The 12,922-nt window shown below is 72.9% G+C and carries 9 protein-coding genes; 8 read left to right on the forward strand and 1 reads right to left on the reverse strand.

The genetic code is table 11. From position 1 onward, the window contains the following. Window positions 1-159: 159 nt before the first annotated feature. From OG580_RS27230 to OG580_RS27245, 4 genes are all read left to right on the forward strand, one after another. Entirely contained in the window at window positions 160-3,210 is a 3,051-nt protein-coding gene (locus tag OG580_RS27230) for a bifunctional GNAT family N-acetyltransferase/acetate--CoA ligase family protein (protein ID WP_267046287.1), read from the forward strand. Window positions 3,211-3,409: 199 nt separating this feature from the next. Then, window positions 3,410-4,006, forward strand: a complete 597-nt coding sequence (locus OG580_RS27235; RefSeq protein WP_267046288.1) for a DUF5998 family protein — start codon at window positions 3,410-3,412, stop codon at window positions 4,004-4,006. Beyond that, window positions 4,006-5,211, forward strand: a complete 1,206-nt coding sequence (locus OG580_RS27240) for an alkaline phosphatase family protein (RefSeq protein ID WP_267046289.1) — start codon at window positions 4,006-4,008, stop codon at window positions 5,209-5,211. The genes OG580_RS27235 and OG580_RS27240 overlap by 1 nt, the downstream gene beginning before the upstream one ends. A 59-nt stretch (window positions 5,212-5,270) precedes the next feature. Further along, window positions 5,271-5,921, forward strand: coding sequence for a thymidine kinase (locus OG580_RS27245; protein WP_267046290.1), 651 nt, complete (start codon window positions 5,271-5,273; stop codon window positions 5,919-5,921). A gap of 61 nt (window positions 5,922-5,982) precedes the next feature. On the opposite strand, the gene OG580_RS27250 is transcribed toward OG580_RS27245, so the two are convergent. Then, on the reverse strand, window positions 5,983-6,672 hold the full coding sequence (locus OG580_RS27250) for a TetR/AcrR family transcriptional regulator (protein WP_267046291.1): 690 nt from the start codon (window positions 6,670-6,672) through the stop codon (window positions 5,983-5,985). Window positions 6,673-6,870: 198 nt separating this feature from the next. Between OG580_RS27250 and OG580_RS27255 the strand changes: the two genes are divergently transcribed. The 4 genes from OG580_RS27255 to OG580_RS27270 all read left to right on the forward strand — a co-directional run bounded on the left by OG580_RS27255 (window position 6,871) and on the right by OG580_RS27270 (window position 12,875). Further along, complete coding sequence (locus tag OG580_RS27255) at window positions 6,871-7,488, forward strand: isochorismatase family protein (protein ID WP_267046292.1); 618 nt, start codon at window positions 6,871-6,873, stop codon at window positions 7,486-7,488. Window positions 7,489-7,714: 226 nt separating this feature from the next. Next, window positions 7,715-10,351 (forward strand): YfhO family protein, encoded by a 2,637-nt coding sequence (locus OG580_RS27260; RefSeq protein ID WP_267046293.1) that lies wholly within the window; start codon window positions 7,715-7,717, stop codon window positions 10,349-10,351. A gap of 127 nt (window positions 10,352-10,478) precedes the next feature. Beyond that, complete coding sequence (locus tag OG580_RS27265; RefSeq protein WP_267046294.1) at window positions 10,479-11,444, forward strand: glycosyltransferase family 2 protein; 966 nt, start codon at window positions 10,479-10,481, stop codon at window positions 11,442-11,444. 27 nt (window positions 11,445-11,471) lie between these two features. After that, a complete protein-coding gene (locus OG580_RS27270; protein WP_267048142.1) occupies window positions 11,472-12,875 on the forward strand; it encodes a polysialyltransferase family glycosyltransferase in 1,404 nt (467 codons plus the stop codon). Window positions 12,876-12,922 lie beyond the last annotated feature (47 nt).

Below are 12,922 nucleotides of genomic sequence, written 5' to 3' on the forward strand. Positions count from 1 at the left end.
GTCTTAAGGGGTTGTCTAGACCAGTCTCTCACGGGACGCGCGGTGCTCGTGCCGACCTTCGGCCCGGACCGGACCGCCTTTCGGTCCTCCCCACCTTGCCCGGAGCCCACTCGCCGCGCGACCGGTGCCGGTGTCGTACACCGGCCGTAGTCTGGCCCCATGGAGAGCGCGTCGGAGCAGTCGGAAGCGGCGGATCGACCGGCATCAGTGGATCAACCGGCACCACCTGCGTCACCGGAGCATGCCTACCCCGACCACTGGGAGGCCGACGTCGTGCTCCGGGACGGCGGCACCGCGCGCATCAGGCCCATCACCACCGACGACGCCGACCGGCTGGTCAGCTTCTACGAGCAGGTCTCGGACGAGTCGAAGTACTACCGCTTCTTCGCGCCCTACCCACGCCTCTCCGCCAAGGACGTCCACCGCTTCACCCACCACGACTTCGTCGACCGGGTGGGCCTCGCCGCGACCATCGGCGGGGAGTTCATCGCCACCGTCCGCTACGACCGCATCGACGACCGGGGCATGCCCGCCTCGTTCCCGGCCGACGAGGCCGAGGTCGCCTTCCTCGTCCAGGACGCGCACCAGGGGCGCGGAGTCGCCTCCGCCCTCCTCGAACACATCGCGGCGGTCGCGCGCGAGCGGGACATCCGCCGCTTCGCCGCGGAGGTGCTCCCCGCCAACAACAAGATGATCAAGGTCTTCACCGACGCCGGCTACACCCAGAAGCGGAGCTTCGAGGACGGCTCCGTCCGCCTCCACCTCGACCTCGAACCGACCGACCGCTCCCTCGCCGTCCAGCGCGCACGGGAGCAGCGGGCGGAGGCGCGGTCCGTCCAGCGGCTCCTCACCCCACGGTCCGTCGCGGTCGTCGGAGCGGGCCGGACGCCCGGCGGGGTCGGCCGGACGGTGCTCCGCAACCTGCTCGGGGCCGGCTTCACCGGCCGGATGTACGCGGTGAACGCCGCGCTCACCGACGGGCCGACGGAGTTCGACGGAGTCCCCGCACACCCCTCCGTCGGCGCCATCGGAGAACCGGTCGACCTGGCGATCGTCGCCGTCCCCGCCGAACGGGTGCCGGAGGTCGTCGCCGACTGCGGAGAACACGGAGTACGGGGCCTGGTCGTCCTCTCCGCCGGATACGCGGAGAGCGGTCCGGAGGGCCGCGAGCGGCAGCGTCAGCTCGTACGGCAGGCCCGTTCGTACGGGATGCGGATCATCGGGCCCAACGCCTTCGGGATCATCAACACCTCCGGGGACGTCCGGCTCAACGCCTCGCTCGCACCGCAGATGCCGGCCGCCGGACGGATCGGGCTCTTCACCCAGTCCGGCGCGATCGGGATCGCGCTCCTCGCCGGGCTCCACCGGCACGGCGCGGGGCTCTCCTCCTTCATCTCGGCCGGCAACCGCGCAGACGTCTCCGGCAACGACTTCCTCCAGCACTGGTACGACGACCCGGGGACGGACGTCGTCCTCCTCTACCTGGAGTCGATCGGCAACCCGCGGAAGTTCACCCGGCTGGCTCGCCGCACCGCCGCGGTCAAGCCGGTCGTGGTCGTCAAGGGCGCCCGGCACAGCGGCAGCGCCCCGCCCGGCCACCGGGTGCCGGTCACCCGCATCCCGCACGCCACGGTCTCCGCGCTGCTGCGCCAGGCCGGGGTGATCCGCGTCGACACCGTCACCGAACTCGTGGACGCCGGACTGCTCCTCGCCGCCCAGCCGCTGCCCGCCGGACCGAGGGTCGCGATCCTCGGCAACTCCGAGTCGCTCGGCCTCCTCACGTACGACGCCTGCCTGACCGAGGGGCTGCGCCCGCTCCGGCCGCTCGACCTGACGACCGCGGCGGGCCCGGCGGACTTCCGGGACGCGCTGGCGGCGGCGCTCGCGGACGAGGCGTCCGACGCGGTCGTGGTGACCGCGATCCCCTGGGTCGGGGAGAACGGCGCCACCGAGTCCGGCGACGGCGAGGTCCTCGCGGCCTCCCTGCGCGAGGCCGTCGCCTCCGCCCCGGCCCCGGCGAAGCCGGTCGTCGTCGTCCACGTCGAGATGGGCGGCCTCGCGGAGGCCCTCGCGGTCGCGACGAGCACCCGGCCGACACCGACGGGCACCCGCACGACACCGACCGCGCCCCGCCCGGCCGCGCCGGCCACCTCCGGTGCCGCGACCCAGGCGGCAGCGTCGACGCGGTCCGAGACCACGGCCCAGGCGCCTGCCGAGGCCACCGGCTATGCCGAGACAGCCACGGCCCTGGCGCCGGCCGGGACTACCGCCCAAGCCGAGACCACCACCCCGACCCCGACCCCGGCCGAGGTCATCGACCAAGCCGCCCCCCGCACCACCATCCCCGCCTACCCCGCCGCCGAGCGGGCCGTGCGGGCGCTTGCCGAGGCCGTGCGGTACGGGCAGTGGCGGCGGCAGGCCGCCGAGCCCGGGCGGGTGCCCGAGTACGAGGACATCGACGAGGCCGGGGCCGCCGCGCTCATCGAGCGGGTGCTCGGCACCGGCGGCGACGCGGACGCGCGCGGGGTGACCCTCGGCACCGAGGACGCCGTCGAGTTGCTCGCGCGGTACGGGATCACCGTCCTGCCCACGCTCCCCGCACCCGCCCCCGACGAGGCCGTCGCCGCCGCCCGCCGCCTCGGCTACCCCGTCGCCCTCAAGACGACCGCGCCCCACCTGCGCCACCGCCCCGACCTCGGCGGCGTCCGGCTGGACCTGGCCACCGAGGAGCAGCTCCGTACCGCCTACACCGAGCTGACCGAGGTCCTCGGCAAGCCCGAGGAGCTCCAGCCCGTCGTCCAGGCGATGGTGCCCCGGGGCGTCGACACGCTCGTCCGCTCCGCCATCGACCCGGCCGTCGGGGCCGTCCTCTCCTTCGGGCTCTCGGGCGCGGCCTCCGAACTCCTCGGCGACACCGCCCACCGCCTGGTCCCGGCCACCGAGCGGGACGCCGCCGAGCTCGTCCGCTCCATCCGCACCGCCCCGCTGCTCTTCGGCTGGCGAGGATCCGCCCCGGTGGACACCCCTGCGCTGGAGGAGCTCCTGCTCCGGGTCTCCCGGCTCGTCGACGACCACCCCGAGGTGGTGGCGGTCTCCCTGGAGCCGGTCGTCGTGGCCCCCGGCGGGCTCTCCGTCCTCGGGGCCACCGTCCGGCTGGCCCCGCCCCCGCCCCGCACCGACCTCGGCCCGCGCCGCCTGCCGAGTTACTAGGGGGTGTCTTGTCGACCAGACCCCGCGAGCCCGGCCTGATCGACAAGACACCCCCTGGACGAGCCGAGCGCCCCACAGACCCCGGGAAGGCCTCATCGGCCCGGATGGAGTCAGATGTCACAGCCCCGGCGCTCCCGAACGGCCCGACCGTGTTCACAAGCGGCCAAGCCGTCCTTGCATACGGATTAGGATGGAGTCCATGGCAAAGAGCGGGACGACGACCCAGGGGCTGCGCGCGGCGATCGAGCGCAGCGGCTACTACCCGGCCCTCGTGGCCGAGGCGGTGGAGGCCGCTGTCGGCGGCGACGCCGTCGCGTCGTACGTGGTCCACCAGGAGACCACCTTCGACGCGAACGAGGTCCGGCGCCACGTCACCGTCCTCGTCCTCACGCCGCACCGCTTCATCGTGAGCCACACCGACGAGCAGGCCGCCGACACGAGCTCCCCGACGCCGTACGCCACGACGTCCACCGAGTCCGTGAAGCTCGAGCGGATCTCGTCCGTCGTCGTCAGCCGCGTCGTCGCGAACCCGGAGTCGTACACGCCCGGCACGCTGCCCCGCGAGGTGGTCCTCACCATCGGCTGGGGTGCCGTCTCCCGCATCGACCTGGAGCCCGCAGCCTGCGGCGACGCCAACTGCGACGCCGACCACGGCTACACGGGCAACGCCACGGCGGACGACCTCAGCCTGCGGGTGAGCGAGGCCGGCGACGGTCCGGACACCGTCCGGCAGACCCTTGCCTTCGCCCAGGCCCTCTCCGAAGCCATCGCGGCCACCGCCGCCACCCCCCGCTGATGGTCCAGCCGACCGCCGTGGCGCACGGCTGGCCCGACGACCCGGTCCCGCTGGCCCTGGCCACGGCTCCGGTGCCCGAGTACACCTTCGGATCCCTCGGCGACCTGCTCCCGACGCTCGTCGCGGGCCAGGGCGTGCCCGGCTTCACCCCGAGGATCGCCGAGATCGGCCCGGCCGACAGGAACTGTGTCTTCCTGATCGACGGCCTCGGCTGGGAGCAGATCAAGGCCCACCCGGACGAGGCCCCGTACCTGACCTCGCTCCTCGGCTCCTCGCGCGGTGGTACGGGCCGCCCGATCACCGCCGGCTTCCCCGCCACCACCGCGACCTCGCTCGCCTCGGTCGGCACCGGCCGCTACCCCGGCACGCACGGACTGCCCGGCTACACGGTGCGGAACCCCGACACCGGCGAGCTGATGAACCAGCTGCGCTGGAGGCCGTGGACGGCGCCGCGCGTCTGGCAGCCGTACCCCACCGTCTTCCAGCTCGCCCACGAGGCCGGGATCCACACCGCACAGGTGTCCTCCCCGATCTTCGAGCAGACCCCGCTCACGCAGGTCGCGCTCAGCGGCGGGACGTTCCACGGGCGGCTCTCCGGCGAGGAGCGCATGGACTTCGCCGCCGAGCAGCTCGCCGCCGGCGACCGCTCGCTGGTCTACACGTACTACAGCGAACTCGACGGCGCCGGACACCGTTTCGGCGTCGACTCCGACGCCTGGCGCGGCCAGCTGATGTTCGTGGACCGGCTCGTACAGCGCCTCGCCGAACAACTGCCGCCCCGCTCGGCCCTGTACGTCACGGCCGACCACGGCATGGTCGACATCCCCTTCGACGAGCAGCACCGCATCGACTTCGACGAGGACTGGGAGCTGCGCGCGGGCGTCGCCCTGCTCGGCGGCGAGGGCCGTGCCCGTCACGTGTACGCCGTGCCCGGCGCCGAGACGGACGTCCTCACCTGCTGGCGCGAGGTGATCGGCGAGCAGTTCTGGGTCGCGAGCCGTGACGAGGCCATCGCCCTCGGCTGGTTCGGCGACGAGATCGACGAGCGGGTGTACGGCCGGATCGGCGACGTGGTCGCGGCGGCCCACGACGACGTCGCGATCACCGCGTCCGTCAACGAGCCCCACGAGTCGGCGATGGTCGGCATGCACGGGTCCATGACTCCCGAGGAGCAGCTCGTCCCGCTGCTCGAAGTCCGTTCCTGACACCCGATCCCCGACTCCTCCGTTTCTCCCTCCACGACCTGAAAGGTCCCCGACCCGTCATGCCCGAGCTGGTCTTCTTCTCCGGAACCATGGATTGCGGGAAGAGCACCCTGGCCCTCCAGATCGCCCACAACCGCGACGCGCGGGGGCTCCAGGGCGTGATCTTCACTCGTGACGACAGGGCGGGCGAGGGCAAGCTGTCCTCCCGGCTCGGCCTGGTGACGGAGGCGGTCGAGGCTCCGCAGGGCATGGACGTGTACGCGTACCTCGTCGGTCAGCTGTCGCAGGGTGGCAAGGCGGACTACGTGATCGTGGACGAGGCGCAGTTCCTCGCGCCCGAGCAGATCGACCAGCTCGCCCGTATCGTCGACGACCTCGGCCTGGACGTCTTCGCCTTCGGTATCACCACCGACTTCCGGACCAGGCTCTTCCCCGGTTCGCAGCGGCTCATCGAGCTGGCGGACCGGATCGAGCAGCTCCAGGTCGAGGCCCTCTGCTGGTGCGGGGCCCGGGCCACGCACAACGCCCGTACGGTGGGCGGCGAGATGGTCGTCGAGGGTGAGCAGGTCGTCGTCGGCGACGTGAACCGGCCGTCGGAGGAGATCGGTTACGAGGTCCTCTGCCGCCGCCACCACCGCAAGCGGATGACCTCGGCGGCGGCCCACGCGGGAGCCCTCTCCCCGGACGTCCTCCCGGTCAACCACGCCTGACCGTCCCCGCGGTGCCGGGTCGCTCGCCGTGCGGGCGAGCTTCGGCGTGCGTTCGGGGCTTCTACGGCTCCGAGGGCGCGGTCGGCGGACGGAGCGATCGGGCCAGGTGGTCGAGGGCTGCCCCGTCGACGGGTGCCGTGCCCGTGAGGGTGCCGACCAGCGCCTGGGCGAGCACAGTGGCCGTACCGATCCGGGTGTCCTCGCGCTCGTCGCCGGTGACCTTGCCGATCACCGCGTCGCGTACCGCCCGCGAGATGTCGGAGCTCCCGAACAGCTCGGGGAACGACAACGCCATCATGCACACGCCCACGTTGGCGGAGAGGATCGCCTGACCGGCCGGCTCGGGGGCCGTCCGTAGCCGCCCGGCGTCCCCGCACCGCTCCAGGGCCGTCCGGAGCAGGGCCTGAGCGTCCTTGATCGCCTGCGGCCTGCTGTCGCCCGTCGGCGTGAACATCAGCCGGTAGAGGTGCGGGTTGCGGAGCGCGAACGCGACGTGGCTGTCCCAGGCCGTCCGCAGGTCCGCCACCGGATCGTCGGTGAGCGGGTTCCGCCTCTTGTTGGCGAGGAAGCGGTCGAAGCCGATGTCGGCGACCGCGGTGAGCAGCCCCTGCTTGTCGCCGAACTGGCGGTAGATCTCGGGCATGCCGACCTTCGCCCGGTCACAGATGGCACGGGTCGAGATGGCCAGGGCGTCCTTGGTGGCGAGCAGTTCCTCGGTGGCTTCCAGGATGCGTTCTCGTGCCGTCGACATGGGTCCCACGATAACAGCGCTAACAGTGCGGACCTGGGCCTTTGTGAGGCGAGAGGGGCGCCGGAACCGTGCCGGAGCGCGTTCGCGGAGAGTATCGCCATGGATCGTTGTTATCTCTGATTACGTGTTGTGTTAGCGTTGAAAACATCCTGGAGGGCGGCCTCCTCCGGGGCCGCTACCGCATCGAAAGGAACCGTCATGAACGCGTCCACCACCCTGCGTGAGGTGATCGGCCTGCCCCAGGAGCTGCCGCGACTGGGTGATTCGACCCTGATCCTGATCGACTTCCAGAACACCTACCGCACCGGCGTCATGCGGCTCGAAGGTGCCGAGCAGGCCGTGGCCGCGGGCGCCCGCCTGCTCGCCGCCGCCCGTGCCGCCGGCGCACCCGTCGTGCACGTCGTGAACGACGGCGGCGAGGGCACTCCCTACGACATCCGGGCCGAGATCGGCTCGATCAGCGACGAAGTCGCCCCGGTCGAGGGCGAGAAGGTCGTCGTCAAGCAGGTCCCCAACGCCTTCCACGCCACGGACCTCGAAGAGACCCTGAAGGAGCTCGGCGCAGGCGACGACCTGGTCATCGCCGGGTTCATGACGCACATGTGCGTCCTCTTCACCGCGCAGGGCGCCTTCAACCTCGGCTACCGCCCGACCGTGGTCGCCGAGGCCACCGCCACCCGCCCGCTGGTGGCGCCGGACGGCACCGTCGTCGCGTCGGACACGCTGCAGGTCGCCGCTCTGACGACGGTCTCGGACCTGTTCGGCACGGTCGCCCGCACGGTCGACGAGCTCGTGTCCCTGGCCCCGGTCGGCTGACCCGGACCGATTGGCCCCGGCCGGCCTACCCCGGTCGGCCTACCCCGGCCGATTGACCTCGGTGGGCCTGCGGGCCTCGGTCGGCAGCGCCGGGAGTTCACCCGCGGTGTACCGGAAAACCGCCTGATGATCGGTTACGGGTCGCCCGCCTCGGCGGTAATGGCGGTCGGCCCGTGACGACCTCACCTCCGGGCGTTCCCCGCTCCGTGCGCCCCCTGGAGGACATGTGCCCCCCGCCGCCGAGACCGTGCTCGACGAGGTCGACGGCGAGGAAGGGCCCGGCGCGGGCCGGCGCGGGCCGGGCATCCGGCCCCGGGGGCCGCTCGCCCCGGCCGTCGCCGCGCCGCTCGCCGCCTCGCTGCTCACCGCCGGCCTGCTCTGCCTCGCGACCGCGCTGTCCCGCACGTACCCCTTCGGGCCCGTGACGAGGAACATCGTCGATCTCGGCCAGCAGTACCTGCCGTACCACGCCTACTGGCGCGCCCTCCTCCTCGGCGAGACGCACGGCGACGCCTTCCTCAACTGGAACTCCGGCTTCGGCTCCAACTTCCTCGGCGACATCGGCACGTATCTCAGCAGCCCCTTCGATCTGCTCGTCGTCGTCTTCCCGGCGGACCGGATCGAACTCGCCCTCTACGTCGTCACCGCGGCCAAGGTCTCCGCCGCCGGCGCCGCGGCGGCGCTGCTGCTCCTGCGCCTGCGTCCCGGCCCCTGGCCCGTCGCCGCCGTGCTCGGCACCGCGTACGCGCTCTCCGGCTGGACCCTCAACCTCGGCACCACCGTCCCGATGTGGCTCGACGGACTCGTCGCCTTCCCGCTGCTCTGCCTGGTCGGCGAGTGGGCGCGCACCGGCCGCCGCCCCGTGCTCGGACCCGTCGTCGTCGCCCTGGCCTGGATCGCCAACTTCTACACCGCGTACATGGCCACCCTCGGGGCTGCCGTCTTCCTCGCCGTCCGGCTCCTCACCGCCGAGGAGAGCGCGACCGCCCGGCAGCGGATCGCCGGAGCGCTCCGCGCCGCCCGGGGCGTGCTCGTCGGCATCGGGCTCGCCGCGCCGCTCGTCGTGATCGTCTTCCTCGCCACCAAGGTCGCCGACCCGACCCCCGTGACCACCTTCGCGCCCGCACCCTGGGCGGACGTCCTGGCCCGGCTCCTGCCCGGCACGGCCGGTGTCGCCGACCCCGCCCTCTTCATCGGTACGCCCGCCCTGGCCCTCGCCCTGACGCTGCCGTTCAACGGGGCCGTCGCCCCGCGCGTCCGGGCCGGCTGGACGGCGGCGGTCGTCCTGGTGACGCTCTCCCTCCAGTGGGAGCCCACCCATCTGCTCTGGCACGCGGGAGCCTCGCCCAACGGCGCTCCGTACCGTCAGACCTTCGTCCTGTGCGGACTGTTGCTCGTCGCCGCCTGGTTCTCGGTCGCCCGGGGCGTGCCCCGGCCGGCCGCGCTGCTCGGGGGTGGTGCGCTGCTCGGGGCGTTGGCGTGGGCGGCCCGGGGGAGCGCAGGCATCGACGCATGGACCTTCCCCGCCTTCCTCGTCGCCGCGGCCCTGGCCCTCGCGGCAGCCGTCCTGGCCCGGGAGGGCGCCCGGCGGAATCCCGTCCGCGCCCTGCCCGTTGGCGCCCTCCCCACTCGCGCCCTGCCCACTCGCTCCCTGCCCGTCCGTGCCCTGCCCGTCCTCGCCCTGGTCCTGTTCGTCGGTGCCCAGGCGGGCGAGACGGTCGTCACCGGCAAGCGGATCGAGGAGCAGCAGCGGAGCGAGGTCTCCTGGTCGCCCCGGATCGGCCCCTGGCACACCTCCGCCGCCCGCGAGGTGGCCCGCGCCGACGCCTGGCCCCGGTACCGTACGGACCCCGGCGAGGTGCCCGGCGGCAACGACGTCCTGATCGTCGGCGGCCAGGGCGCCGAGGCCTACAGCAGTCTCACCGCCGACGTGACCTCCTCCACCCTCTCCGCGCTGGGCTTCGGCTCGTACGCCAAGGGCCGGCACCCGGTCACCCTCGACAACCCCGTGACCGACGCCCTGTTCTCCATCGGCACCCGGCTGCGCTCGGAGCCCACGGAGCCGGTACGTCAGGACGCCCCGCCCCGGGCCACGGTCACCGTCACCACGACGCCCGTACCGCCCCTGGTGACCGTCCGTCCGCGCCCGGCGCGCGCCCCGCGCCCGGGGGACTCCGCCTTCGTACGGCAGGAACTCCTCCTCGGCGCGCCCGTGTACGCGCTGCCGCCGGAGACGCGCCGTACCGGACGCACCCTCACCGCCCGGTGCCCGGCGGGCTCCGACGTCTGGTTCTGGGCCCCGGAGTACAAGGGCTCGGCGACCCTGGCGGGGGAGGACGCCGTCGACTTCGAGGGCAAGCCGCCCGCGGTACGCGCCCCCATGCGGGCCCTCGGTACCGTGCCCGCCTCCGGTGAGGTGCGGATCGACCTGCTGCCCAAGGCCGGGATCCGACTGCCCCGGCAACCCGTCGGCTGCCTCGACCGGGCGCGGCTCGACGCCGCCGTACGGCAGCTCACCGCCACCGGAGCCACCCGGGTGAGCGCCGGCGGCCACTCCCTCACGGCCGAACTGCCCCCGGGCAGCACGGGCGTCGCCGTGCTCGCCGCGCCCCGCATCTCCGGCTGGCGCTGCGCCGCGGGCGACGCGGACCTCGCACCCGCCCGCGCGTACCAGGGCCTCGTCGCCGTCCCCCTCGACGGGCGGACGACCACGGTCGCCTGCTCCTTCCGGCCACCGGGACTCCGCCTCGGCGGCGCGGTCGGAGCGGCGGCGCTCCTCGCCCTGGCCGCGACGGCGATCCTGCACCGCAGGTCCCGCCGTACCGGATCCCGCCCCGCGGAGTCCCGCCGTACCGGGTCCTGACAGATTTCCACCAGGGACGGCAAGAGTTCACCCGGAGTGCACCCGTGGATCGTTCATCCGGAAAAGCGCGCGACTACTCTGCCCGCCGTAGGGCGTTTAACTGTTCGATTCATTGTGGGGATTCCGAGTGCCTAAACTGTCCGTCGTCGTCCCGTTCCACAATGTCGGGCCCTATGCCCCCGACACGATGCGCAGTCTCGTGTACAACGCGGACCCGGAATTCGAGTTCCTGCTGATCGACGACTGCTCGACGGACGACACCCCGGAAATCCTCGACCGCTGGCGCGACCGACTTCCGAACGCGACCGTCATCCGGCACGAGACGAATCTCGGCGTCGCCCAGGCGCGCAACACCGGAATCGACGCGGCCCGGGGCGAGTACATCACCTTCCTGGACGGCGACGACTGGTACGCGCCCGGCCACCTGAGCGCCACCGTGGCCGGAATCTCCCGTCTGGGCTGCGATTTCGCCCGTACCGACCACGTCCTGTCGGAAGGCCGGAAACGACAGATCCGATACGCCCCCGCCAAACTCCGCGACGCGGTGATGGATCCCCGGGACGGCATCTCCCCGGCCAGCATGGTGACGATGGTCGACTATCCCTTCGTCCCCTTCGGCATTTACAGCGGGCGGCTCTTCGGGAACGGCGCCTCGCGATTCGAGACGTCTCTGCGAACCGCCGAGGACCGCCTCTGGATCTGGCGTCTCCACCTCAAGGCGCGCACGTTCGCGGCGCTTTCCCTGCACGGTGTCTTCTACCGGCGGGGCGTCACCACCTCGCTCACCCAGATCACCGACAACCGGCAGCTGGACTTCATTCCCTCGTACGACCTCCTGCTCGACGACGTCTCCCGGGACGCGGATGCGGACCGCTTCCTCCCGAAAGCCGTCCGCACGTACTGCGCGATGATCGCGTTCCACATGGGCAAGGTCGGGAAGTACGAGCCCGAGGTCGCCGAACGGCTGCGCACCGACGTCGGCGACGCCCTGCGCCGCATGCCGCAGGACGTCCTGGACGAGACCCTGAGCACCATGGACACCGCACGCAGCACCCTCCTCCGGGGCCTGCGCGAAACCGGAAGGACCGCCTGACCCATGGCACCCGACACGTACTCCGCCATGGCGTCCGGCACGGCCCCCGGCGCGGCTCCCGACCTTCGCCGGGTGCAGATCTTCCAGGTCTCCACCCTGTACGGCGCGGCCACCCTGGCGGCGGCGCTGGACGCCGGGCAGTTCGGCCCCCGCGAGGACGCCCACCGGCTCCTGCTGATCTCGCACAACGCCGAGATCCCGGAGACCGCGCTGCGCCTGGAGACCATGACCGGCTACGAGCGGATCGCCGCCCGCTTCGACGGCACCCTCGACTGGAACGAGACGATCCATCCGTACCACCCCGCCGCCTGGGCGCCCCGGCCCGAGGAGGCCCCGCTCTGGCAGCGCGTGCTGCGGACGGCCTGGGGCCTCGGCACCGCCCGGGTCGAGCTGATCGTCGAGTCCATCCAGGTCAACCCCGCCAAGGCGCTCGCCGCAGCGTTCCCCGAGAGCTCGGTCGACGTCTACGCGGACGGCCTGATGAGCTACGGCCCGACCCGCTCCGACCTCGCCCAGTCGATCGCCATCCGCATCCGCCGGGTCCTCCACCTCGACCTGGTGCCGGGACTGCGGCCCCTGCTCCTGAGCGAGTACGGGGTCGAGCCCGAGCTCGTCCCCGACAGCGCCTTCCGCGCGGTGCTCGCCGAGATCGCCGAAGCCTCCGTGGCGGAGGACGTACGGAACGGAGCCGGGGACTCGCCGGTCGCGCGCGCGATCGCCGCCGAGCCGACGGCCCTCCTGCTCGGCCAGTACCTGGCCGCCCTCAACCTGCTCACGGCGGAGGAGGAAGAGGAACTGCACATCCGGATGCTGCGCGGAGCCGCGGCGGCCGGGCACCGTTCGGTGGTCTTCAAGCCCCACCCGACCGCGCCCGTCCGCTACTCCCAGGCCCTCGACGAGGAGGCGCGGGCGCTCGGCGTCCGGCTGACGGTCCTCGACGGGCCGCTGCTCGCCGAGACCTTCTACGAGCGGTGCCGGCCGCGGCTCGTGGTCGGCTGCTTCTCCACGGCGATGCTCACCGCCGCCGTCTACTACGGCATCCCGATCGCCCGCGTGGGCACGGTCGAGGTCCTCGAACGGCTCACCCCCTTCGAGAACAGCAACCGGATCCCGCTCACGGTCGTCGACCACCTGGTGGCCGACCTGGAGGACGGCGAGGAGCCCGCGGTCCCCGGAGCGGCCCCGGACTCACTCGCGCCGCTGGTCAGGGCCGTCGGGTACTGCATGCGGCACAAGAGCCACCCGGGGCTCCGCGAGGAGGCCACCCGCTTCCTGGCCGAACACCACGCGGAGCCCGGCATCGCGCACCACTTCACCCCCCTGCGGCTGACCCAGCTCGGCCTGCCGGGCGCGTCGGAGCCCGTCGTACAGGAGCCGGCCGAGAACCTGTCCCGACTCCGCCGCGGCCTCGCCCGCGCCCGCCGGGGCTGAACGAGGGCCCGCCGAGGCTGAACGGGGGCCGACCGGGGCCGAGCGGG

Origin of the sequence: Streptomyces sp. NBC_00094, assembly GCF_026343125.1 — a bacterium.
Lineage (GTDB): Bacteria > Actinomycetota > Actinomycetes > Streptomycetales > Streptomycetaceae > Streptomyces.